The following is a 24,072-nucleotide window of genomic DNA, read 5'->3' as shown; positions in this document are numbered from 1 at the left end:
GGCTGGAGAACACCCGTGGAAATCCAGGAAACGACTCCGATAAGTATAAGCGTTGCCAACCGTCGGCTGGTCAAACGCTTGCTGCTCATCACAGTAGCGATGTTCGGTTTTGGTTTCGCGATGGTGCCGATATACGACGTGCTGTGCGCGATCACCGGCCTGAATGGGAAAACCGGTGGTCGCGTTGCAGCGGTGGAGTCGAGCGCAGTGGACGAGGCGCGCACAATCACGGTGGAATTCATCGCCAGTCTGAATGTCGGCGCACCGTGGGAATTCACCCCCCAAGTCAACCGGATGCAGGTTCATCCTGGACAGTATTACCAAACCCATTATCTGGCTCGTAACCTGACCGGCCATGCGCTGGTTGGGCAAGCCATTCCAAGTGTGGCGCCGGGCTTGGCGGCCCAGCATTTTCAGAAGATCGAATGTTTCTGCTTCACCCGCCAAATCTTTCAGCCGGAGGAGGGGCGGGAGATGCCGGTCGTGTTCCGCATTGACCCCAATCTGCCGCCGGATGTACACACAGTCACACTGTCCTATACCTTTTTTAGAGTGGATGACGCAGGCGGCTGAGATCGCAACCGCTGATCATCACGATAACGACTGTCGAGGGAGGATTGATAGAGATGGCTCACGCACACGCACACCCGCAGGGTCTTAACGATCACAGCGCTGATCATTACTATGTGCCGCACCAAAGCTACTGGCCGATCATCGCTACCATCGGCTTATTCACCCTGATGCTGGGTGGAGCGACCGTGCTGAACGGGGGTAAAAGCACCCTGTTGCTGGTCGGTATCGCTATGATTTTTCTGATGATGTTTGGCTGGTTTGGCACCGTCATCCACGAGAGCCAGAAGGGTCTCTACAGCGACCAGATGGATCGTTCGTTCCGCTGGGGTATGGGCTGGTTTATCTTTTCCGAGGTGATGTTTTTCGCGGCGTTCTTTGGCGCGCTGTTCTACACCCGCCAATATTCAGTGCCTTGGCTGGGAGGGGAGACTGCACATGGGGTATTGACCCAAAATCTGCTTTGGCCCCAATACGAAGCCGCTTGGCCCACTAACGGCCCTGCCGAAATCGGCGGCTTTTTTGCTCCCATGCATGCATGGGGATTGCCCGCTATCAATACCCTGATTCTGCTCAGCAGCGGTGTGACCATCACTTGGGCACACTGGGGACTGGTCGAGGGTCAGCGTACTCAATTTTTGAAGGGTCTTGCTGCTACGGTTGCGCTTGGCGCGCTGTTCCTGAGCCTCCAGGCTCTCGAATATCATGAAGCATACCAAGATCTGAATTTGACCTTGAGCAGCGGCATCTACGGTTCTACCTTTTTTATGTTGACCGGTTTCCACGGTCTGCACGTCACTATCGGCGCGATCATTCTGGCAATCATTCTGCTACGCGGCTTGGCCGGTCATTTCACGCCGGAGCGCCATTTTGCCTTTGAGGCGGCGGCGTGGTACTGGCATTTCGTGGACGTAGTGTGGCTAGGGCTGTTCATCTTCGTCTACTGGATGTGAGAGCAGTACACGGTCAGAGGCCGTGCGGGTTGATCAATCCGGCAGCGTAAGCCAGCAGCAATAAGAGGAATAAACCTACCGATAGCGCGATGCGCACGGTAAGCGCTTTGACGGCGCGGGAGCCATGCCCTTGGTCACGGATCATGAATACCAACCCGGAACCTAGACTGGCGAGAATGAGCAGCAGGATAATAGCGACAATGGCTTTGATTAACATGAGCAGACTCCGGTGGGAACAAACAGTCGTCGTTAGTATAACCCGCACGGTTCAATACTGAATGCAGATCGGTGGCTGGATTTTCCGTCCGGGTTGGTCGTCCACCATCGCTCTGCTGTTGTTTCTGCCTATCCTGCTCTCGCTGGGATTCTGGCAGTTGGATCGGGGGCGACAGAAGGCTGAATGGCAAGCCGCTTTCGCTGATCAGTCCAATCAACCGCCGGTCACCCTGGCTGAAGTCACCCTCTCTGATTCTGCCGGCCGCTATCGGCGAGTCGTCGCTTCCGGGCGTTACGATGATGCCCATCAAGTATTGCTGGACAATCAATTGCGCAATGGCCAACCGGGCTATCACGTTTTAACCCCGTTGCGCTCATCCGATGGCAGCGCCATTCTGATTAATCGAGGTTGGGTAGCGCTAGGTGAATCGCGTCAAGTGTTACCCGTCCTTGCTGCACCTCCGGAACCGGTGACGATAACCGGCCGGTTGGCGCAACCGGCGCAACCCGGCTTGCGCCTGGGTGATGCCGCCGGCAGTGATCGGCGCTGGCCGCGAGTGGTGCCGTATGTGGATTACGACGTGCTGTCCACCATCATTGGTTATCCACTGCAACCGGCAGTGGTGCTGTTGGAGCCGGAAGCGGCTGGGGGCTATTGGCGCGACTGGCAACCCCGATTCGGTGGGTTTGGTCCGGAACGTCATCAAGGCTATGCCGTTCAATGGTTTTCCCTGGCGGTGGCGCTCGTGATCCTTTATCTCACTACCAACATGCACCGGTTACCGCGCCCAGAATGAGGATTTGATGAACGTTCATTCGATTTTGGCAAGACCGAGGCCATGCCGGTGATTTGGCGACAACGCCTGTTGCTGTTGTTCATCATCGCCTGTTTCGCGGTTCCGCTGGCAGCAGCTTGGTTATTGATCGGTCGCTGGCAACCCGGCAGTTCGGTTCAGCACGGCGAATTACTGAATCCGGCGCGACCACTAGCCAATTTTCGGTTGACCACACTCGACGATCAACTCTTGGATCGTTCGGTATTCGCGGGTTACTGGACGATGATTTACGCCGTTTCGACTACGGAATGCGCTGCACCTTGCCGCACTGCCCTGTACGACATGCGGCAGGTGCGGCTCGCCTTGGGCAAAGACATGGGCCGGGTAAAAACGCTTTTTCTCCTCAATGGTTCACCGGACGCTGGCTTGCGCCAATGGCTGGCGACTGAACACCCGGCGCTCACCGCTAGTATGGCTGATGTCGCAACCCAAGCCGAACTCAGTGGTGCATTTCATTCACCAGGAGCGATAGGAGCATGGATTTATCTGCTTGATCCGCTGGGTAATCTGTTGATGCGCTACCCGGTTACAGTCGAGCCACGCGGGATGCTGAAAGACCTGCAACGATTACTACGCCTGTCCAAAATTGGATGAGATGAACCGAATGCAGACGACAACTTTTTACCGGGTGGCTTGGGCCGCGTTGGCGCTGACCTTTGTGGTGGTGATTCTGGGTGCTTATGTACGGTTGTCGGATGCGGGTCTGGGTTGCCCGGATTGGCCCGGCTGTTATGGGCAACTGCTGGATGTGCCCGACCAAGCCGCTCAGATCGCCGAGGCCAATTCCGCCTATCCACACCGGCCCGTTGAACCCGCCAAGGCGTGGAAGGAAATGATTCACCGCTATTGCGCCGGGACGCTCGGTCTGTTGATTCTCGCGCTGGCGGTCCTGGCCTGGCGCGGCCGACGCCAAACTGATCAGCCGGTTACTCTGCCGCTGGTGCTACTGGGGCTGATTATTTTTCAATCCATGCTGGGGATGTGGACGGTGACTTGGCAATTGAAGCCAGTGGTGGTAATGGCGCATCTGCTGGGCGGGTTGACCACCTTGAGCTTGCTGGTCTGGCTGCTGCTCGGTCAGCATAACAATAGAAAATTGCTGGTCACCGTCGAGAGCCGGGCATTGCGCTCTTATGCGCTGCTTGGACTGGCGCTACTGGTCGGCCAGATCGCTTTGGGTGGCTGGACCAGCGCCAATTATGCCGCACTGGCCTGCCCGGACTTCCCCACATGCCAGAGTCAATGGTGGCCGCCGCTGGACTTCCGGGAAGCATTCACGCCGTGGCGAGGGTTGGGAAGGTCTTATGAAGGCGGAGTGTTGGCCAACGACGCCCGGGTGACCATCCATATCATGCACCGCATCGGCGCGCTCATCGTAGCGCTGTATCTGGGCTGGCTGAGCTGGCGGCTGGTTGCGACAACCCGCAATCGCACCCTGCAACTGGCCGGTGGCGCTATTGCTGTTCTACTGATCGTCCAACTCGGCTTGGGTATCGCCAATGTTATGCTGCACTTGCCACTGCCGGTAGCAGTCGCCCATACCGGCGGTGCAGCGTTGCTGCTACTATCGCTGGTAACGCTTAACCACCTGCTCCGACCCGAAGCCACCGTATGATGACTGCCACGATGCAGACCTTGCATGACCGTTTCCGCCGTCGTTGGCGCGACTATCTGGAACTGACCAAACCCAAGGTGGTTGCCCTGATTACCTTCACGGCTATTGTGGGTATGTTGCTGGCGACGCCGGGAATGGTGCCGTGGGAAATTTTGCTGTTCGGCTCACTGGGCATCGCGCTGATGGCCGGTTCCGCCGCTGCCATTAATCATCTGGTGGATCAGCGGGTGGACGCCCTGATGGCACGTACCTGCCGCCGGCCGTTGCCCAGTGGTCACCTGGAAACCGGGCAAGTGCTGGGCTTTGCGCTGGTGATCGGGGGACTGGGCTTTGTTTTGCTACTGACTTTTACTAACCCACTGACCGCCATACTGACTTTCACCGCGCTGATCGGTTATGCGGTGGTTTACACCCTGTTCCTCAAACGGGCAACGCCGCAAAATATTGTGATCGGTGGGGCAGCCGGCGCGGCGCCACCATTACTGGGCTGGATCGCAGTCACCGGTCACATCGATCCCGGAGCGCTGCTGCTGTTTCTTATTATCTATGTGTGGACCCCGCCGCATTTCTGGGCGCTGGCTATCCACCGCCGCCACGATTACGCTAATGCCAACATCCCGATGTTGCCGGTCACCCACGGCGTCGCTTTCACCCGCCTGCATATCCTGCTGTACACCATCCTGTTGTTCCTGATTACGTTGCTGCCATTTTTGACCGGCATGAGCGGCTGGATTTATCTGATCGGCGCGGTCGGCCTGGGTCTGCGTTTCCTGAGCTACGCCACCCGGTTGTATGCGACTGGCGATGACCGACTGGCGATGCCTGCCTTCAGCTTTTCCATCGTGTATCTGTTCGGGCTGTTCGCCGCGCTCATGCTCGATCATTACACCAGCGGCCCGCTTGCGTACCTGTGGCACCGCATGTCCTGATACCTGCGAAGGCATTCCCAAGTAAATCACTATTTTTTTCGATCTATTAGCTAATCCTGATTGAGAAAACCCGGAGAATATTAGTAGAATACGCCATCATCCAGCCCCGGCGTGTTTTCCAGTTCTATGTGTAACCATTGGAAAACACTCAAAAACTCCTAACCCCATGGCTTGTACTAAGGAGACTTGGATATGGCCCAAAGCTCAGCGTTGCCCGCCGAGCAGTACAATTACGACATCGTCCGCAAATTTACGATCATGGCGATGGTGTGGGCGGTTGTCGGTATGTCCGTTGGCGTCTACATTGCCTGCGAACTGGCTTGGCCGTTCCTGAATTTCGATATTGCCGCTCTGACTTTCGGACGGCTGCGCCCAGTTCACACTACATTGGTGATCTTCGGCTTCGGCGGCAGCGCACTGTTCGCCACCTCGTACTATATTGTGCAGCGCACGAGCCAAGCCCGGCTGGCGTTCCCTTGGGTGGCGGAGTTCACCTTCTGGGGTTGGAGCGGCGGCGTGGCGCTGGGTGCCATCACCTACATGCTGGGCTTATCCCAAGGTCGAGAATACGCCGAGTTTGAATGGCCGCTGGACATTGCGATTACTTTGGTCTGGGTCTCCTATTTCGCGGTGTATGTGGAAACTCTGCGCCGCCGCAGTCAGCCCCATATCTATGTCGCCAACTGGTTTTTCCTGGCGTTTATCGTGGCCGTCGCGCTGTTGCACATCTTCAACAATCTGGCGGTGCCGGTCAGCCTGACCAAATCCTATAGTTTGTTCGCTGGGGTGCAGGACGCAATGACCCAGTGGTGGTATGGCCATAATGCGGTAGGCTTCTTCCTGACTGCCGCCTTTCTCGGCATGATGTACTACTTCGTGCCCAAGCAGGCGGGCCGACCGGTCTATTCCTATCGACTGTCCATCATTCACTTCTGGGCGCTGATCTTCCTTTATATGTGGGCCGGTGGTCATCACCTGCACTGGACCTCGCTGCCTGATTGGGTGTCTACCTTGGCCGCGACCTTCTCGATCCTGCTGCTGATGCCTTCCTGGGGTGGGATGATCAACGGCATCATGACCCTGTCCGGTGCCTGGGACAAACTGCGTTCCGACCCGATCATGCTGTTTCTGATCACCTCGCTGTCGTTCTACGGCATGTCTACTTTTGAGGGTCCGTTGATGTCGCTGAAGAGCGTCAACGCCCTTTCGCACTACACCGACTGGACGATTGGTCATGTCCATTCCGGCGCGCTGGGCTGGGTGGCGCTGGTCAGCTTCGGTTCCTTCTATCACCTGATACCACGGCTGTACGACACCAAGATGTACAGCCAGGCCTTGATCTATGTCCACTTCTGGCTCGCCACTATCGGTATCGTGCTGTACATCACGGCGTTGTGGGTCGCTGGCATCGGCCAAGGACTGATGCTGCGCAGCTTCGACGACTACGGCAACCTGGCCTACACCTTCATCGAGACCGTCGAGTTCATGCACACTCCGTATATCTGGCGGGCGCTGGGCGGCGCTTTTTTCGTGAGCGGCGTTCTGGTCATGGTGTACAACATGGTGATGACGGTGCGGGCAGCTCGATATGAGCAGGCGGCTGTAGAAGCCAAGTTGACCGCCAAGCTGGCGAAAGCGTGAGCGGAGAACCCTAGCCATGCGACACGAACAAATCGAAACCAACTCCGCGCTGATGCTGCTGCTGATCCTGGTGGTCATCAGCATCGGCGGTCTGGTGGAAATCGTCCCGCTGTTTTACATCAACGAGACGGTCGAGAAAGTGGACGGCGTCCGCCCCTACACTCCGCTGGAACTCCGTGGCCGTGACATCTACATCCGCGAGGGTTGCTATCTCTGCCATTCCCAACAGATCCGTCCATTCCGCGACGAGTGGCTGCGCTACGGCCACTATTCATTGGCAGCGGAGTCGCAATACGACCATCCGTTCCAGTGGGGTTCCAAGCGCACCGGCCCCGATCTGGCGCGGGTGGGTGGCAAGTATTCCAACCAGTGGCATGTACAGCACCTGACATCTCCACGATCGGTGGTGCCGCAATCGATCATGCCCAACTATCCGTGGTTACTGGCAACCGATCTGGACACCTCGGATGTGGCCGACCGGATGCGCGCTCTACGGGCCACCGGCGTACCGTATTCCGTAACCCAGCAGGAATACGATGCCAACGTCAAGAAATTCGGCAAGGTTGTCGCCGATCAGCTCGACATCACTCAAGCTACTGATAATCTGCTGAAGCAGGCTCGTGACCAGAATTTTGATGGCATTCCCAGCCGGGTCACCGAAATGGAAGCGCTGGTTGCGTACTTGCAGATGCTCGGTACCTTGGTCGATTTCACCAAGTACGACGAAGGTTACTTCACCACGTTCCGCTAACAATCCGAACCGTGTCCCCCGCCTGGGGGACTGGATGGAGCTTCTGCCCGATGTTCGACTGGTTGATGTGGTTCACCCGCATGGATAATTCCAAGCCGCTGGCGCTGGCGCTGTTCTTTGGCGCCTTCTGCGGCATCCTGATTTATGTGTTCTCCGGCAAGCGCCGCAGCGAACGCTTGGAATCCTACAAATACATTCCATTGCTGGATGATCACCTACGGCAACCCGATACCGGGTCGGCGAGCGACCATTCCCAAACCCGCAAGGTGATGGATAATGAGTGACAATACGCTGAATACACAACAACAATCCGGTGCGGTTCAGACCACCGGCCATGCTTGGGACAGTGATCTTCAGGAATACAATAATCCGCTGCCGCGCTGGTGGCTGTGGTGTTTTTATGGAACTGCAATATTCTCGGTTCTGTACTGGTTCTTCTACCCTTCCTGGCCAGTGGGCAATAGCTGGATCAAGGGCTTCGGTACGGTGAGCTACACCATTACCGACAAAGCCACTGGCAAAGCGCAGGAGAGGGAATCCCGCTGGAACACTCGCGCCCTGCTGCTGGAAGATCTGGGAGATGCCGCCAACGACCCACAGCGCAAGGCGATGCTGGCCAAGGTGCAGACAGCCAGCTACGACCAGATTATCAAGGATCCCAAGATGATGGCTTTCGTGCGCTCGGTCGGGAAGGGCTTGTTTGGCGATAACTGCGCCGCCTGTCATGGCAGCGGCGGTGGCGGCGTAGCCGGTCTGTATCCCAACCTGACCGACGATGACTGGTTGTGGGGCGGCGGCATGGATAAGATTCAGGAAACGCTGGTGAACGGTCGCAAAGGCTTCATGCCGGCCTTTGGCGCGGTGCTCAAGCCGGAGCAACTGGATGACGTAGCCGAGTATGTACTGACCCTGTCGGACGAGGCCAAGTCCAGTGAAGCCTCCGAGCGCGGCAAGGCTATTTTTCAGGGCCAGGTCGGTGGTTGCTATTACTGCCACGGTGCCGATGCCAAGGGTGTTCAGTCACAAGGCGCAGCCAATCTGACCGATAAAATCTGGGCGATTGCCAATGTACCCGCGCAAAAAACCCTTCAGGATAAGAAGGCGGTACTCACGGCTTTTATTACCAACGGTGTGAACAACACCCGCATTATGCCGGCCTGGAAGGATCGCTTGTCGCCAACCGACATCAAGCTACTGGCGGTTTATGTCCATCAGTTGGGTGGCGCCAAGTAGGGCATTGTTCGGGTTATAGACGACTGGTTGCCGGTCTCTCACCCCCCGTGCAGGGGGGTGAAGCATTTATATCCATAGTGTTTATTCCTTGGTGCCTCGATCTTGCTTCAAACCCCGGCAAAGGGTCCGTTTGACCAATTGCAGTACCACGGGATTTTACAGACGGGTAACAAGATCGTTCGTGCCGTTTCATGCCAACCGGGTGGGCTATGTCCGAAGACAGCAATCCGCTTTATCAGAAGCGCATTCAAATCTATCCACGTTCGGTCAAGGGGCGCTTCCGCAATCTCAAGACCGGCCTCCTGGCTCTAGCCTATGCCGTTTACTTTTTATTGCCCTGGCTACGCTGGGAGCGACCCAACGCACCAGATCAGGCGGTGCTGTACGATCTGCCGGGGCGACACTTCTATATTTTTAACCTGACCATTCAGGTGCAAGATCTGTTTTGGCTGGCCGGCATGTTGATGATTGCAGCGATCCTGCTGTTTTTCGTGACTGGTCTGGCGGGTCGAGTCTGGTGCGGTTATTTCTGCTTCCAGACTTTGTGGACGGATTTGTACATGATGATCGAACACTGGGTGCAGGGTGAACGGCCCGCACGGATGCGATTGGATAAAGCGCCATGGAACCGTGAGAAACTAATTAAGAAAGGGATGACTTACGGGCTGTGGCTACTAGCGGCGTTCTGGACCGGGTTGAGCTTCACCCTGTACTGGGCTGATGCGCCGACCTTGGTGGTAGACATGCTGTTGGGGCGGGCGCCTCACGCCGCCTATTTCACCACTTTATTCTTGACCGCGACCACCTTCGTCATGGCCGGACTGGCGCGAGAGCAGGTCTGCACCTATATGTGCCCCTACGCTCGCTTTCAGAGCGCCATGTTCGACCATGACACCCTGATCATTTCCTATGACGAGCGGCGCGGTGAAGGCACCCAAAGTCGAACCAAGCTGGGCAAGGGTTTGAAAACCCGTGACGAGCGGCAAACGCAAGGCGTGGGCGATTGCATTGATTGCGGCTACTGCGTACAGGTTTGCCCAGTAGGCATTGATATTCGTAACGGTCTGCAATACCAATGCATCTCCTGCGCCCTGTGCATTGATGCCTGCGACACGATTATGGACAACCTGCAATGGCCGCGTGGCCTAATCCGCTATACCTCCGAAAAGGCGCTGAACGGGAAGAAAACGCAGTTGCTAAAGCCGAAGACCATTGGCTACGGGGTGATTCTGACCGCAGCGACCGCTGCTCTGATCTGGAGTGTCGTAACCCGTGCCCCCTATAACGGCACGGTGGAGCAAATCCGCCAGCCGCTCTATACCCAACTCTCGGATGGCGGCATTCGCAATAGTTATGAGATTAAGCTGAATAACAAACTGACAGCGCCGATGACGGTTGGCATTCGTATCGAAGACCTGCCGGGTGCGACCTTGGATATGGATGGCATGGAGCGAGTTGTGCTGGAACCGCAGGAGCGATTGAAGCTGTTGGCACGAGTTCAAATTCCGCCCGTTGATGCCAAAGACCCAGAGAGTAGCGGGGAGCATGAAAAGGATGAAAAGGATCGTAATCGGCGGCGCACAGTGACCTTCATCATTGAAGCCCTGGAAGGCATAACAGCTAAGCCTATTCGTCAGGAAGTGCCCTTTTATGTGCCGGACAGCGATTGATGAACGATCTGTTGCTTGGCCTCGCGTTGGGTGTTGGATTGATCCTGTTTATCAACCTTGGGCTGGTCCGCTTCGCGCGCATGAGCGCCAAGCAGGCAGCCGCTGGAGTAGCGCTGGCGACCGTGGGTCTCTATGTGCCCTACAGCATTGTCCGTTGGCCGGGTGGCGATGTCTTCGCGATTCATCTGGCGATCTACCTGCTGGCTTCGCTGGCTTGCGGAATGCTGCTGAATGCCCGGGCGGGCGGTAAAAGCCTGCACTGGGGGCCGGCGATCATCAGCGGCTTTTTCGTCGTCATAGCAGTATTAGGCGCGGTGTTTGTTTCGGTCGCCGAACGCGGTCTGACCCCATGGCTTGGGCGCTGGCTGTTGCCGGAGACGAGCGCTAAGCGCGAAGTGACATCGGTATTTCCGGGCGTGATCTCGCACAATTTTCAGAAGAAGGAGGCATTGTATAACGAGTATCTACAGCAGGTAGAACGCCAGCGGGAACGCGGCTGGCAGGTGCAGAAAGGCTGGTTACACGAACCGGTCGTCAACGAAGCTGTGGTATTCCGGGTGGCGGTTCAGACTCGTGAGGGCGAACCGGTATCCGGCGCAACCGTCGCTGGGCAATTTCTCCGGCCTTCGAGCAGCCAGCAGGATATCGCGTTCGCTCTGGTTGAAAGTACGCCCGGGGTGTATGAAAAGGAACTGAAATTGCCGCTGGCTGGTAATTGGAATCTGGTGTTGCGGATTCAAAAAGGCGAGGACGTCCATGAGGTTCGCGCTCTAACCCGCGTCTTGGATCGCTAGGCGGCGGTTTAGCAGGCGGAAATCCATTGACCTCCTCCCCGACCTGCAATCGTCGTCCCTGCAGAAATGACAACGGGAGTTTTTATCAGGACTTACAAAGTCAACGTGCTGTCGTGACCCATGTTGCGCTGAAACAGCATTACGCAACGTAGACGAGTCGGAAACATCGGCTAATAACAGTAATCCACCCTTTCGTGCGTGGAAGCAATAAGGCGAGCGCCCATCTACCGTTGCGTAAATCATGGTCTTTTATTCCATGACTCACTTCTTGCTTCATCGAGGCTGCCCAGGGGTACGGCTTGGTTTTCGCCACTCAACTCCCCACGGGTGGGGAGCTTTACGCCGATGAGGCGCACGCCCTCTCCACAAGCGTTACTTCCCGCCCAACTGGCGGTAGGTTCCTGAGAACGGCAACAATTTTTCAATGAAAGACCATGAAAGTCAACAACGTTTTCAATAGCTGCCAACCCCTATCCAACCCTGTCTATTGGGTAGTTGTTTGGTGATTCTGGGAGGGATTAGCCTGAACGATGCTAACTAATGATTCGATTGGCGCTCCCTAGGGGTTTCGAACCCCTGTTCCCGCCGTGAGAGGGCGGTGTCCTGGGCCACTAGACGAAGGGAGCGGAATGGCTGGCGTCTTGAAAGGAAAGATGTATTATACGCACGCTTCCGCTACGTACAAGAGTTGGCGAACGCTCCTTGGAATCCCGAAGCTTAAATACCCCACCCGTTATTATCCCTCGCCCCGATCACAACATCTCACGGGTCAATATCAGCCCCAACGCAGTCAAGGTTCTGTACCGGCTGCGCGAAGCTGGCTATCGGGCCTGTCTGGTCGGCGGCGGAGTGCGCGATCTATTGCTGGGTCGTGAACCGAAAGACTTCGACATCGCGACCGACGCCCGCCCCGAACAGGTTTACAAATTATTCCGCAACTGTCGCCTGATCGGTCGCCGGTTCCGGCTGGCGCATGTCCAGTTCGGCCAGGAGATTATCGAGGTTGCTACCTTTCGTGCCTACAGCGGCGAAGACAGTGAAGATAGCGACAGCCCCAGCGTGGAACGGGCCGACGATGGCCGCATCCTCAGCGACAATGTTTACGGCAGCATCGAGGAAGACGCCTGGCGGCGCGATTTCACTATCAACGCGCTCTATTACGACATCAACAATTTTGCGGTGCTGGATTACGTCGGCGGGATGGCCGACCTCAAGGCCGGATTGATCCGACTGATCGGCGACCCGGCGCAGCACTATCACGAAGACCCGGTGCGGCTATTGCGGGCGGTACGCTTCGCCGCAAAGCTGGGTTTTCGCTTCGATCCAGAAACGGAAGCACCCCTGCATCGGCTGGGGCACTTGCTGGATAAAATTCCACCCGCCCGACTGTGCGACGAAATCCTCAAGCTGTTTTTGGGTGGCAGCGCCCTCCAGACTTTCGAGCTGTTGCGCCATTACCGGTTGTTCGGCTGGCTGTTTCCCGCCACTGAGCGCTGCTTGGGTCATCAACAGCAGCATTATCCAAAAACGCTGCTGATCCGCGCCTTGTCCAGCACCGACGCCCGTCTGGCGAAAGGCCAGCCGATCAACCCGGCGTTCCTGTTTGCTGCGCTGCTGTGGGAACCGCTGCGGGAGCAGATGCGTCAACTGCAAGCGGCAGACGATTTGAATGAACATGACCTTTTGCAAACGGCTGCCGAAATCGTAGTCCAGACTCAAATCCGTCACGCTGCCCTGCCGCGTCGCTACAGCCTGCCAATGCGGGAAATTTGGGCTTTGCAGCAGCGCTTGATGGTGATCACCGGCAAACACCCGCAGCGCTTGTTGACCCATCCTCGGTTTCGCGCCGGCTATGATTTTCTGCTGCTGCGCGCTGATACCGATGAGCAGGCGGCGGAACTGGCCGACTGGTGGACCCGGTTTCTGGCGCTGGACGATGCTGGACGCATTCAAGCCACGCAACCGGAAGTCAAAGCCAAGAAGGGCAAAGCCCGCCGCCGTCGCAAACCACGCTCGCGCAAGACCGATCCGGCGGCTCCGCCGTCGCCCAAAACCTGAATTCAGGAACGAGTGGATGCAACCCCCCGCACGGGCTTACATCGGTATCGGCAGCAATCTGGATCACCCAGTGGATCAAGTACGGCGGGCGTTCGCGGCGCTGAACGCCATTCCCGCCAGCCGGTGCGTCGCGCAATCTCCGCTGTATCGCACTGCAGCGGTAGGTGGGCCGCCCAACCAGCCGGATTACCTCAACGCGGTCGCAGCCTTGGAGACGGCGCTCGCGCCAGAGGATCTGCTCACCGCGTTGCAGGCGATTGAAACCGCGCAGGGTCGGGTCCGAACCGTGCCTTGGGGGCCGCGCACTCTGGATCTGGATCTGCTTCTGTACGATCAGATCACCCGCGCTGATCCAGAGCTGACGCTGCCGCATCCCTGGTTGCACCAGCGGGCGTTCGTACTCTATCCGTTGCACGACATTGCTCCGATGCTGATGATTCCCGGTCGTGGTCCATTGACCCAGTGGCTGGCGCAATGCCCACCACTGAACATGGCCCGTCTGGACAGTCAAACACACGCACTACGATAATCCTGTCGGTTCATCCCCGATCTCCTTCCTTGACCCCGCCGCCTCACTCTGGCTGAGTGACCCGGCCCCAGGCAGAGTACACCATGTATCAAGAACAACCGATCCGAAAGCCGATCACGGTGACCACCTTGGCGAAGATGAAGCGCGCCGGGGAAAAATTCGCAGTCCTGACCGCCTACGACGCCAGCTTCGCGGCGCTGCTGGAAGCAGCAGGTGTGGAGGTGATTCTGGTGGGCGATTCGCTGGGCATGGTGATCCAGGGCCAGCGCACCACCGTGCCGGTCACTCTGGAGGACATGATCTATCACACCCGCATGGTGGCGCGGGGCTGTGGTACCGCGCTGCTGATGGCCGATATGCCGTTTGCCAGCTACACCACGGTGGATCAAGCGATCTACAGCGCTGCCCGATTGATGCAGGACGGGGGCGCTCATATCGTCAAGCTGGAAGGCGGCGGCTGGCTTGCCGAAACCGTGTATCAACTGAGCCGTCATGGGATTCCGGTTTGCGCCCATCTGGGGTTGCTGCCGCAATCGGTTCACAAGCTGGGCGGCTACAAGGTGCAGGGTCGCGAGGAAACCGCAGCCCGCCAGATTATGGATGAGGCGCTGGCGTTACAGGAAGCGGGCGCCGACGTAGCGCTGGTGGAATGTATTCCGGCGGAACTGGCGGCGCGCTTGACCGCAGCGTTGACCATTCCGTTGATCGGGATTGGCGCGGGCGCGGGCTGCGATGCCCAGGTATTGGTCAGTTACGACATGCTGGGGATCACCCCCGGTCACCGCCCGAAGTTCTCCAAGAATTTCCTGAGTGGTCACGACAGCCTGCAAGCCGCAGTGGAAGCCTATGTCCGCGCCGTCAAGAGCGGTGAATTTCCCGGTCCCGAACACTGCATCGCCTGATTTCCGAGGAGAATGCCTGATGCAAACCGTCCACGGGATTGCCGAATTGCGCACTCAAGTCATGGCGTGGCGCCGCGCCGGTGAGCGGGTAGCCCTGGTGCCGACCATGGGTAATCTCCATCGCGGCCATATCCACTTGGTCGAACGCGCCCGCGAGCAAGCACCGCGCACCGTCGCCAGTATCTTTGTCAACCCAACGCAGTTCGGCCCCAACGAAGATTATGCGGGCTATCCGCGCACCCTCGATGCGGACTGTCGCCAGTTGGAAGCGGCGGGACTGGATCTGCTGTTTGTGCCCAGCGTCACTGTTATTTATCCGCGCCCGCTGGAGGAAATGACCCAAGTCAGGGTGCCGGTTCTGTCCCAGGTTCTCTGCGGAGCCAGCCGCCCGATTCATTTTGGCGGGGTCGCCACCGTAGTGAGCAAGCTGTTGAATCTGGTGCAGCCCGACGTGGCGCTGTTTGGCGAAAAGGATTGGCAGCAGTTGGTGATCATCCAGCGGATGGCGGCTGATTTGGATATGCCGATTGAAATTATCGGGATACCGACGGTGCGGGAGAGCGACGGGTTGGCCATGAGTTCGCGCAATGGCTATCTGTCGGTTGAAGAGCGGGCGGTGGCGCCGACGCTGTATGCGACCTTGCAAGCGATGGTGGAACGATGGCGGGCGGGTGAGCGGGATTATGCGATGCTGGAACACGAAGCCAAGGCGCGACTGGCGGCGGCTGGATTTCGGCCCGATTATTTCGAGTTCCGTCGCGCCCGCGATTTGCAACACCCTACGCTGGAAGATACCGAACTGCGAATTTTCGCCGCAGCCTGGCTTGGTCGGGCGCGGCTGATTGACAATGTGCCGGTCGGACTGGCGTAGCAAATTCCCGGTTTTTTAATTCGACTTTCGCCGGAATGACAGATAGAAAAAGTCCTTGAACCATAGAAAAAAGGCTTGGAGTTTTCTCCAAGCCTTTCCCTTTTTCCTATGGAAAAGCAGGCGTGGCGGCGTCTGAACTCAGGCTTGAAGATCGCGAATGTGATGGGTCAGGCGGCTCTTGTGACGGGCCGCTTTATTCATGTGAATCACGCCCTTGCGCGCCATGCGATCAATGATGGGCACTGCGGTCTGGTATTCAGACTCGGCTTTCGATTTGTCGCCGGTCTGGATCGCCTTGATCACCCGCTTAATATAGGTGCGCAGCATGGAACGCATGCTGGCGTTGTGTTGACGGTGGGTTTCCGCCTGACGGGCGCGCTTCTTTGCTTGAACGGTGTTGGCCAATATCAATACTCCTTGCAAACAACACAATAGGATAAGTGTGGCTGCATTTGGGTTTCAAAAAAGGTCAGTAATATTAGTATTTTCCACTGTGCTGTCAATCCCTGGCAGTCAGGTCCGCTGACAGTCCAAGCCCATCCCGGCTATCATCCGCGCCTTCCGAACTGCGCCGCAGGATTGCACCCGCCATGAGCAAGGCCCTCCTTAAATCCACTGGCATTGTCAGCGGTATGACCCTGATTTCGCGGGTGCTGGGTTTCGTCCGCGATATGATCTACGCCCAGTTGTTCGGTGCGGGTGCAGGCACCGACGCCTTCTTCGTGGCCTTCCGCATCCCTAATTTCATGCGGCGGCTGTTTGCCGAGGGCGCTTTTTCCCAGGCGTTCGTGCCGGTATTTTCCCAGTATCAAACCCAGCGTCCGCACGAGGAACTGCATGAACTGGTGGATCAGGTTGCGGGCACCCTCGGCCTGATCCTGTTTGGAATCACCGCTATTGGGGTGCTGGCTGCGCCAGTGCTGGTGTGGATTTTCGCGCCCGGTTTCGCCGAAGCACCCGATAAACAGGCATTGACCACGGCGATGTTGCGGGTGACTTTTCCCTATCTGCTGTTTATTTCCCTAACGGCCCTCGCCGGAGGGGTGCTGAACAGTTGCGGCAAGTTCGCCATTCCGGCGCTAACCCCGGTGTTGCTGAATGTGTGCATGATTATCGCGGCGGTGTGGGTCGCGCCGCATTTCGAGCAACCGGCAATGGCGCTGGCTTGGGGCGTGTTCGCGGCGGGCGTTACCCAACTGCTGTTTCAGATTCCGTATCTCAAACAGCTCAAATTGTTGCCTCGTCCGCGCTGGGCCTGGCGTGCGCCCGGCGTCCAGCAGGTGTTGAAGCTGATGCTGCCAGCGTTGTTCGGCTCCTCGGTGGCGCAGGTCAATCTGTTGATTGATACCCTGCTGGCCTCGTTTCTGGTCACCGGCAGCGTGAGCTGGCTGTATTACTCCGACCGGCTGGTCGAATTTCCGCTTGGTCTGTTCGGGGTGGCGCTGGGCACGGTGATCCTGCCGAATCTGTCGCGCCACCACGCCGCCGATTCCCCGGAGCGCTTTTCGCAAACGCTGGACTGGGGTTTACGTTGGACCTTGCTGATCGGTCTACCGGCGACGGTGGCGCTGGTGATTCTGGCCGGGCCGATGCTGGCGGCGTTGTTTCAATATGGCAAGTTCGGCCCGGAGGACGTGCGCATGACAACCCGCAGTCTGATGGCGTTGGCGCTGGGCTTGCTGGCCTTTATGCTGGTCAAGGTGCTGGCGCCCGGTTTCTATGCCCGGCAGGACACCCGAACCCCGGTGCGCTACGGTCTGATCGCCATGGGCGCCAATACCGCCATGACCCTGATGTTGATCTGGCCGCTGGCTCATGCCGGGCTGGCGTTATCCACGTCGCTGGCGTCATTTCTGAACGCGGGAATGCTGTTCCGCAATCTGCGCCATAACGGGGTTTACCAGCCGGCCCGTGGCTGGCCGCGTTTTTTGTGGCAACTGGGCGCGGCCAATCTGGCGATGGGACTGTTGCTGTGGTGGGGAGTCGGCGATTTGGACATCTGGATTCACGCCAGCGCCAGGGAACGGTTATGGCATCTGTTCTGGCTGGTGATGGCGGGCGGCGGAAGTTATCTGCTGGCGATTTTGGCGGTAGGAATTCGGCCCCGGCATCTGCTGTTGCAGCATGAGAAATAGTGATGACTCCCAAGGAATTTATCAGCAAGTGGCAAGCCGCCGATCTCAAGGAGCGGTCAGCCGCCCAAGAGCATTTTCTTGATCTATGCCACTTGCTCGGCGAACCGACCCCCGCCGAAGCCGATCCCACCGGCGAGAGCTATTGTTTCGAGAAAGGCGTCTCCAAACTGAGCGGCGGCAAAGGCTGGGCGGATGTGTGGAAGCGCGGCTGTTTCGGCTGGGAGTACAAGGGCAAGCGCCATGACCTGAAAGCCGCTTATGTGCAGTTGCAACAATATGCGACAGCCCTGGAAAACCCGCCGTTGCTGGTGGTATGCGATCTGGAACGATTCTGCATTTACACCCACTGGACCAACACCGTACAGCGGATTTATCAGATTGCGCTGGATGATCTGCACGACGCCAACAAGCGGCAGATGCTTAAATGGGTGTTCAGCGACCCGGAACGGCTGAAACCGGGCGTGACCCGCCAGGCGCTCACCGAGGAAGCCGCCGAGCGATTTTCCAATCTGGCGCAAGGTTTACGCGCCAAAGGGCACGATCCGCAGGCCGTGGCCCATTTCATCAATCGGCTGGTGTTCTGCATGTTCGCGGAAGATGTCGGATTGCTGCCCAACCAGATGTTCACCCGGATGCTGCGCTACGCGCACACCCACCCCGCCGAGTCGGCGGACATGGCGCGAGATTTGTTCCGAGGGATGCGGTCGGGAGGCCGAATTGGTTTCGAGGATGTCGAGTGGTTCAACGGCGGGCTGTTCGATAGCGACGAGGCGCTACCGCTGGATAGTCCCGCTGTTCTGGAGGTGTTGAAGGCCGCCCGGCTGGATTGGAGCGAAATCGACCCGTCCATTTTCGGCACGTTATTTGAGCGCGGCCTGGATCCGGACAAGCGCAGCCAATTGGGGGCGCACTACACCGACCGCTACAAAATCATGTTGCTGGTGGAGCCGGTGATCGTCCGGCCCCTGCAAGCGGAATGGGAAGGGGTCAAGGCTCAAATCACCGAGCAGATGGATAAAGCCCGCGCTGCCAAAAGTCCAGCGACCGCGACCAGGCTGCGTAAATCCGCCCAGGATTTGCATAACGGCTTTCTCGAACGGCTGCGGCAGGTGCGAATCCTGGATCCCGCCTGCGGGTCGGGGAATTTTCTGTATCTGGCGCTGCAAACCCTCAAGGATTTTGAACATCACATCAACGTCGATGCTGAAGCGCTCGGTCTGGATCGGCAGTTTCCTTCGGTTGGGCCGGAGTGCGTCAAGGGGATCGAGATCAATCTCTACGCCGCCGAACTGACCCGAACCACGATTTGGATCGGGGAAATCCAATGGATGCGCCGCAACGGTTTCGATGTGTCCCGCCAGCCGATTTTGCGGCCTCTGGACACCATCGAGTGCCGGGACGCGGTGTTAAACCCGGACGGCAGCGAAGCCGCTTGGCCGGAGGCGGAATTTATCGTCGGCAACCCGCCGTTTTTGGGCGGTTCCAAGCTGTTGCGGGAATTGGGCGATGACTACGCCGCGCAATTGCGCCAGACCTATGCCGGACGAGTGCCCGGCGGCGCTGATCTGGTGTGCTACTGGTTCGAGAAAGCCCGCGCTCAATTGGAAAATGGGCACGCGCAACAAGTGGGACTGGTGGCGACCAACTCCATTCGCGGCGGGACCAATCGCAAGGTGCTGGAACGGATTCAGCGAACCGGTGCAATCACTCACGCTTGGAGTGATGAGCCGTGGATCAACGAAGGTGCAGCGGTGCGGGTGTCGCTGGTGGCGTTCGGGCGGATAGCGGAGGCGGCGATTCTTGACGGGCAACCCGTCGCGGAGATTTATGCCGACCTGACCGGGCGAGTGCTGACGGTTGGAAGTGGTACGGATTTAACCCAAACCAAACCACTCAGGGAAAATGCGGGCGTATCGTTCCAAGGCTCGCAGAAAATCGGCGCATTCGACATTCCCGGCGACTTGGCGCGGCAATGGCTACGGTTACCCAATCCACACGGACGCCCGAATAGCGATGTGCTCAAGCCCAGTTGGAATGGGCTGGATGTGACTCGCCGGCTCCGCGACGGCTGGATCGTTGATTTTGGCACTGCGGCGACCGAGCACGAGGCGATGCTGTATGAAGCGCCGTTTGAGTACGTTTTAAGGTTGGTTAAACCGGAGCGGGAACAAAATAATCGAGAGGCTTATCGCCGGTTCTGGTGGCGGCATGGCGAACCGAGAGTTGCAATGCGCGCCGCCCTGATGCCGCTGGCGCGTTGTATCGCCACGCCAGAAGTCGCCAAATATCGTGTTTTCGTCTGGTTGCCGACCAGCGTTTTGCCCGATAAGAAACTCATTGTTGTTGCCCGCGATGACGACACCACATTTGGAATTCTGCATTCGCAGATTCACCAACTCTGGTCACTGGCCTGCTGCACTTGGCATGGTGCGGGCAACGATCCTCGCTATACGCCCACTACCTGCTTCGAGACCTTCCCGTTCCCGGAAGGTGTCTTGACTGATCCAGACCCGGACGCCTGCTTTCCCAAGGTTGCCCAAGCCACCCACCAATTAAACGAGCTTCGGGAAAACTGGCTTAATCCCCCGGAGTGGATTCGGCGCGTGCCGGAAATCGTGCCCGGTTATCCCGACCGACTGTTGCCGGTGAACGATGAAGCCGCCGCCCTGCTCAAGAAGCGCACTTTGACCAATCTCTACAACGAACGTCCCACTTGGCTGGCGAACGCCCATCGGGATTTGGACGAAGCCGTCGTGGCGGCTTACGGCTGGCCGACCGATTTGAGTGATGAGGAAGTACTACGGCGGCTGTTGGAACTGAACCTGGCTCGTGCGGAAGGGCGCTGATGTCGCCCACAACTAACCTGCTCCATCCACTCCCCAACGACCTCACCGATGAAGTGTTCACTGAACTGATCCGGCAGGGCGCGGTGCGGATCGAACGGCCACGTTTCCCCCGCCGACTTCTGGTATGACCAGGACGAGAATGAATGGGTGTTGCTGCTCGTCGGCGAAGGAGAAATCGAATTTGCCGACGGCGAACGGGTTCGTCTGCGCCAAGGCGATACGCTCAACCTGCCAGCGCACACCCGCCACCGGGTGACGTTCACCTCGCGCCCCGCCGTCTGGCTGGCCGTGTTTTACCCGGATTTGCGCGAAAAGCCTCGGCCTTTAGGCCGGGGATGGAGCGCGCGGCGCTCGTAGAGCACCCACTTTTTGGTTAAAATGTTGCTCATGATCAAGACGTTCCAGTACCGCATCAAAGATTCCGGTTGCGCCGCCGAACTCACGGCTTTGGCACGGGCGTGCAATCAGGTGTGGAATTTCTGCAACGAGTCGCAAGACCACGCGCTGCGCTGGAATCAGCGCTGGCCGACGTATCAAGACCTGTGCAAACTCACCACGGGCAGCAGCAAGGAACTGGGTCTGCATTCGCAAACGGTGCAGGCGGTCTGCGAACAGTACGAAACCCGCCGTAAGCAATTCAAGAAGCGCAAATTGCGCTGGCGTGGGAAGCGGTCGCCGGGCTGGATTCCGTTCAAGGCGGTTGGCGTTCAAGTGATTGACGATACCGTGCGTTATGCCGGTCACACGTTCCGATTTTGGAACCGTCGCGAACTCCCCGGCCCGGTTAAATGTGGCAGTTTCAGTCAGGATTCCCGCCAACGCTGGTACGTCAATTTCGTCTGCGAAGTCCCAGAAGCCGAAGCGACTACTGGAACAAAGCATATTGGCATTGACTTGGGGCTGAAAACGCTGGCGACGTGTTCTGATGGACACAAGATTGAAGCGCCCCAGTGGTATCGCCGTCAGCAGAAACGCATTGCGGAGCATCAACGCAAGCGGCGTTCGCGCCACGCCCGGAATCTTCACGCCAAAATTGCGAATCGACGCAAAGATTTTCTGCATAAGGAATCGCATCGGTTGACTCAGGAATGCGAGTTGATCGTGATTGGAAATATCAGCAGTTCCAAATTGACGAAAGCGAACTTGGCGAAATCGGTAAACGACGCCGGTTGGTCTATGTTTCGGCACTTTCTTGACTATAAAGCGATTGCGCGGAAAGTGGTGTATCGAGAGGTGTCGGAACATCTCTCAACCCAAACCTGTTCCGGTTGCGGTTCGATGGGCGGCCCCAAAGGTCGAAAGGGTCTTGGGGTCAGAGAATGGGTGTGCGGCGAATGCCACGCGGTCCATGATCGCGATGTCAACGCGGCACTGAACATTCTCCGATTGGGGCATCAATCGCTGGCTCTGAAGTGAATCAGGAATCCCCGTCCTTTAGAGCCTGCCCCCGCGTAGGCGGGAGGCGGGGAGGATGTCAATGAAACGTTAGGCTCTGGCATCTTCCGGGGTAGTTACACAAAATCAGGGCTTTCACTTTCCGTCATTCCGGCATCAGCGGGAATCCAGTGATCAGTTAAGGAACTTGGATACCGGCTTCCGCAGGTATAACGCAAAATAGCTGCCGGGCAGAAGTCCTGTCAGATTATTGAGGTTGCGCAACTCCAAACGAAAGCCCTAGCAGGGTTAGCGACAGTTGAAGGAAATATAGACATACATTGATACTCATGGCAGAATAGCCGCTATGAAACTCAGTGTATGGGCTAAATCGCAAGGATTGTCGTACAAAACCGCTTGGCGGTTGTGGCGAGACGGCAAGCTGCCGATTCCATCGGAACAACTACTGACCGGGACGGTCATCGTGCATCCGCCGGTGACGGCGACCGAGAGCGGTGTGGCGCTGTACGCCCGCGTCTCCAGCGCCGACCAAAAGGCCGACCTGGAACGCCAGATAGCCCGGCTGGCGGTCTACGCTGCCGAAAACCGCTGGCGTGTGACCGAAATGGTCAAGGAAGTGGGTTCGGGTCTGAACGGCCACCGGCGCGGTTTAATGCGGCTGTTGCGGACGCCCACCGTGACGACCGTGGTGGTCGAGCACCGCGACCGGCTGATGCGGTTTGGGTTTGAATACGTCGAATCCGCACTCGCAGCGCAAGGTCGGAGGCTGATTGTTGTTGATGCCGCTGAAGTCACGGATGACCTCGTGCGCGACCTGACCGAGGTGTTGACCTCGATGTGCGCTCGGTTATATGGGCGGCGAGCGGCAGAAAGCCGGGCGAAACGGGCGCTGGAGGCGATGCAATGCGAACCGTCCTGACCCACCGGATTGAACTCAAGCCCAATAAACTTCAAGAGGCGCGGTTCCGGCAGTGCGTCGGCGCATCCCGGTTGGCCTACAACTGGGTGCTGGCGGAATGGCAACGGCAGTTTGAGGCGGGCGAAAAACCCAATGAAGCGGCCTTGCGTCGCCAATTCAACGCGATCAAGCCGGTCGAGTTTCCCTGGATTCTCGATCTGCCCAAATCCGTCCCGCAGCAAGCCATCAAGAATGTGGGCCGCGCCTATCAGCGCTTCTTTCAAAAACAATCCCAATTCCCGCGCTTCAAAAAACGCGGCATTCACGATTCCGCCCGGCTGGACAACGGCCCTGGCACCTTCGCTTTTGACGGTCAACGGATTCGATTACCGAAAATCGGTGGGGTGCGGCTGCGTGAAGAATTGCGATTGGACGGTAAGCCGTTGTCGGCCACCTTGAGCCGCGAAGCCGACCGCTGGTTCATTTCCATTCCCGTCGAGATGGACCGTCCCGAACCCGTCGGCGAAAGCCAAGCGACGGTCGGGATTGATCTCGGCATTTCCACGGCCATCACCTTGTCTACCGGAGAAAAGATCGACAGTCCTAAACCGCTGAAAAAGCATCTCCAGCGGATGAAACGGCGTTCCCGGCAGCATTCCCGCACGCAAAAAGGCAGCGCCAACCGGCGCAAATCGGCGGTCCAACTGGCGAAGATCCACGCCCGCATCGCCCATGTCCGGCAGGACTTCTTGCACAAAACGACCACCGAGTTGACGCAGCGCTTCGGTCTGATCGGCATCGAAGACCTGAACGTCAAAGGGATGATGGCGAACGCCACACGGTCTCGCGCGATCAGTGATATCGGCTTTTACGAGTTTCGCCGCCAGTTGGAGTACAAAACCGCGTTGTCGGGCGGCACGGTCGTGGTGGTGGATCGCTGGTTTCCGAGTAGCAAAACGTGCTCGGCGTGCGGCGGTTATCACGAATCCATGCCGCTGTCCGTTCGTGAATGGACCTGCGCCCACTGCGACGCGGAACACGACCGCGACGTGAACGCGGCGTTGAATATCCAGCGTGAAGCGCTGGCTACCGTCAGTTGGACGGGAAGTCACGCCTGTGGAGAGGAAGGCGCTGGCGTCGGTCGCAAGACCCCGGCGAAACCGGCCTCGTTGAAGCAAGAAATCACGCATGGATTATTTGTCTATGGTTGATGCAACGGAGAGCGGATCA

25 protein-coding genes and 1 tRNA gene are annotated in these 24,072 nt (G+C 57.9%); 23 read left to right on the top strand and 3 right to left on the bottom strand.

The window, feature by feature from the left end; genetic code table 11:
- The first annotated feature begins 15 nt into the window (after positions 1-15).
- Together BN874_RS08860 and BN874_RS08855 are read left to right on the top strand one after the other, a co-directional pair.
- Positions 16-573, top strand: a complete 558-nt coding sequence (locus tag BN874_RS08860; RefSeq protein WP_230314377.1) for a cytochrome c oxidase assembly protein — start codon at positions 16-18, stop codon at positions 571-573.
- A gap of 53 nt (positions 574-626) precedes the next feature.
- A complete protein-coding gene (locus BN874_RS08855) occupies positions 627-1,523 on the top strand; it encodes a cytochrome c oxidase subunit 3 (protein ID WP_051497615.1) in 897 nt (298 codons plus the stop codon).
- 13 nt (positions 1,524-1,536) lie between these two features.
- Here BN874_RS08855 and BN874_RS08850 read toward each other — a convergent pair whose 3' ends face one another.
- Positions 1,537-1,740: a twin transmembrane helix small protein gene (locus BN874_RS08850; protein ID WP_034432162.1), complete on the bottom strand. Its 204-nt coding sequence runs from the start codon at positions 1,738-1,740 to the stop codon at positions 1,537-1,539.
- Positions 1,741-1,801: 61 nt separating this feature from the next.
- On the opposite strand from BN874_RS08850, the gene BN874_RS08845 reads away from it, so the two are divergent.
- From BN874_RS08845 to BN874_RS08800, 10 genes are all read left to right on the top strand, one after another.
- Positions 1,802-2,536, top strand: a complete 735-nt coding sequence (locus BN874_RS08845) for an SURF1 family protein (protein ID WP_034432161.1) — start codon at positions 1,802-1,804, stop codon at positions 2,534-2,536.
- A gap of 42 nt (positions 2,537-2,578) precedes the next feature.
- Complete coding sequence (locus tag BN874_RS08840) at positions 2,579-3,169, top strand: SCO family protein (protein ID WP_051497614.1); 591 nt, start codon at positions 2,579-2,581, stop codon at positions 3,167-3,169.
- Positions 3,170-3,179: 10 nt separating this feature from the next.
- Positions 3,180-4,190, top strand: coding sequence for a COX15/CtaA family protein (locus BN874_RS08835; protein WP_034432160.1), 1,011 nt, complete (start codon positions 3,180-3,182; stop codon positions 4,188-4,190).
- Positions 4,187-5,119 (top strand): heme o synthase, encoded by a 933-nt coding sequence (cyoE, locus tag BN874_RS08830; protein ID WP_081756256.1) that lies wholly within the window; start codon positions 4,187-4,189, stop codon positions 5,117-5,119. Before BN874_RS08835 ends, cyoE begins: the two co-directional genes overlap by 4 nt.
- A 192-nt stretch (positions 5,120-5,311) precedes the next feature.
- Positions 5,312-6,760: a cytochrome-c oxidase, cbb3-type subunit I gene (ccoN, locus tag BN874_RS08825; RefSeq protein ID WP_034432158.1), complete on the top strand. Its 1,449-nt coding sequence runs from the start codon at positions 5,312-5,314 to the stop codon at positions 6,758-6,760.
- A 16-nt stretch (positions 6,761-6,776) separates the two neighbouring features.
- On the top strand, positions 6,777-7,511 hold the full coding sequence (gene ccoO / locus BN874_RS08820; RefSeq protein ID WP_034432156.1) for a cytochrome-c oxidase, cbb3-type subunit II: 735 nt from the start codon (positions 6,777-6,779) through the stop codon (positions 7,509-7,511).
- A 50-nt stretch (positions 7,512-7,561) separates the two neighbouring features.
- On the top strand, positions 7,562-7,795 hold the full coding sequence (locus BN874_RS08815) for a cbb3-type cytochrome c oxidase subunit 3 (protein ID WP_034432155.1): 234 nt from the start codon (positions 7,562-7,564) through the stop codon (positions 7,793-7,795).
- Positions 7,788-8,744, top strand: a complete 957-nt coding sequence (gene ccoP, locus BN874_RS08810) for a cytochrome-c oxidase, cbb3-type subunit III (RefSeq protein ID WP_034432152.1) — start codon at positions 7,788-7,790, stop codon at positions 8,742-8,744. Before BN874_RS08815 ends, ccoP begins: the two co-directional genes overlap by 8 nt.
- Positions 8,745-8,953: 209 nt before the next feature.
- Positions 8,954-10,414, top strand: coding sequence for a cytochrome c oxidase accessory protein CcoG (ccoG, locus tag BN874_RS08805; protein WP_051497613.1), 1,461 nt, complete (start codon positions 8,954-8,956; stop codon positions 10,412-10,414).
- Positions 10,414-11,208, top strand: a complete 795-nt coding sequence (locus BN874_RS08800) for a FixH family protein (protein ID WP_034432150.1) — start codon at positions 10,414-10,416, stop codon at positions 11,206-11,208. Before ccoG ends, BN874_RS08800 begins: the two co-directional genes overlap by 1 nt.
- Positions 11,209-11,758: 550 nt before the next feature.
- Here the strand turns inward: BN874_RS08800 and BN874_RS08795 are convergent.
- A tRNA-Glu gene (locus BN874_RS08795) sits at positions 11,759-11,834 on the bottom strand.
- A gap of 76 nt (positions 11,835-11,910) precedes the next feature.
- Here BN874_RS08795 and pcnB point away from each other — a divergent pair.
- The 4 genes from pcnB to panC all read left to right on the top strand — a co-directional run bounded on the left by pcnB (position 11,911) and on the right by panC (position 15,568).
- Positions 11,911-13,266: a polynucleotide adenylyltransferase PcnB gene (gene pcnB / locus BN874_RS08790; protein WP_034432149.1), complete on the top strand. Its 1,356-nt coding sequence runs from the start codon at positions 11,911-11,913 to the stop codon at positions 13,264-13,266.
- Between the two features lie 16 nt (positions 13,267-13,282).
- A complete protein-coding gene (gene folK / locus BN874_RS08785) occupies positions 13,283-13,795 on the top strand; it encodes a 2-amino-4-hydroxy-6-hydroxymethyldihydropteridine diphosphokinase (RefSeq protein WP_034432146.1) in 513 nt (170 codons plus the stop codon).
- 83 nt (positions 13,796-13,878) lie between these two features.
- Positions 13,879-14,697, top strand: coding sequence for a 3-methyl-2-oxobutanoate hydroxymethyltransferase (gene panB / locus BN874_RS08780; protein WP_034432144.1), 819 nt, complete (start codon positions 13,879-13,881; stop codon positions 14,695-14,697).
- 19 nt (positions 14,698-14,716) lie between these two features.
- Positions 14,717-15,568: a pantoate--beta-alanine ligase gene (panC, locus tag BN874_RS08775; RefSeq protein ID WP_034432141.1), complete on the top strand. Its 852-nt coding sequence runs from the start codon at positions 14,717-14,719 to the stop codon at positions 15,566-15,568.
- 138 nt (positions 15,569-15,706) lie between these two features.
- On the opposite strand, the gene rpsT is transcribed toward panC, so the two are convergent.
- Complete coding sequence (gene rpsT / locus BN874_RS08770; RefSeq protein WP_034432140.1) at positions 15,707-15,973, bottom strand: 30S ribosomal protein S20; 267 nt, start codon at positions 15,971-15,973, stop codon at positions 15,707-15,709.
- A gap of 185 nt (positions 15,974-16,158) precedes the next feature.
- On the opposite strand from rpsT, the gene murJ reads away from it, so the two are divergent.
- The 7 genes from murJ (at position 16,159) to BN874_RS08740 (ending at position 24,053) form a co-directional block, all read left to right on the top strand.
- Positions 16,159-17,703: a murein biosynthesis integral membrane protein MurJ gene (murJ, locus tag BN874_RS08765; protein WP_034432139.1), complete on the top strand. Its 1,545-nt coding sequence runs from the start codon at positions 16,159-16,161 to the stop codon at positions 17,701-17,703.
- A gap of 2 nt (positions 17,704-17,705) precedes the next feature.
- Positions 17,706-20,549: a class I SAM-dependent DNA methyltransferase gene (locus tag BN874_RS08760; protein WP_034432137.1), complete on the top strand. Its 2,844-nt coding sequence runs from the start codon at positions 17,706-17,708 to the stop codon at positions 20,547-20,549.
- Positions 20,549-20,677, top strand: coding sequence for a cupin domain-containing protein (locus tag BN874_RS26180; protein ID WP_320411463.1), 129 nt, complete (start codon positions 20,549-20,551; stop codon positions 20,675-20,677). Before BN874_RS08760 ends, BN874_RS26180 begins: the two co-directional genes overlap by 1 nt.
- Positions 20,678-20,696: 19 nt before the next feature.
- Complete coding sequence (locus tag BN874_RS26175; RefSeq protein WP_320411462.1) at positions 20,697-20,906, top strand: cupin domain-containing protein; 210 nt, start codon at positions 20,697-20,699, stop codon at positions 20,904-20,906.
- A gap of 30 nt (positions 20,907-20,936) precedes the next feature.
- Positions 20,937-21,965 (top strand): RNA-guided endonuclease InsQ/TnpB family protein, encoded by a 1,029-nt coding sequence (locus tag BN874_RS08750; RefSeq protein WP_034432266.1) that lies wholly within the window; start codon positions 20,937-20,939, stop codon positions 21,963-21,965.
- Between the two features lie 325 nt (positions 21,966-22,290).
- A complete protein-coding gene (locus BN874_RS08745) occupies positions 22,291-22,863 on the top strand; it encodes an IS607 family transposase (protein WP_034432136.1) in 573 nt (190 codons plus the stop codon).
- On the top strand, positions 22,848-24,053 hold the full coding sequence (locus tag BN874_RS08740; protein WP_034432135.1) for an RNA-guided endonuclease InsQ/TnpB family protein: 1,206 nt from the start codon (positions 22,848-22,850) through the stop codon (positions 24,051-24,053). The genes BN874_RS08745 and BN874_RS08740 overlap by 16 nt, the downstream gene beginning before the upstream one ends.
- The last annotated feature ends 19 nt before the right edge of the window (positions 24,054-24,072 follow it).

The organism is Candidatus Contendobacter odensis Run_B_J11, assembly GCF_000531125.1.
Classification (GTDB): Bacteria; Pseudomonadota; Gammaproteobacteria; order Competibacterales; family Competibacteraceae; genus Contendibacter; species Contendibacter odensensis.
This window is presented reverse-complemented; position numbering and strand designations above follow the sequence as displayed.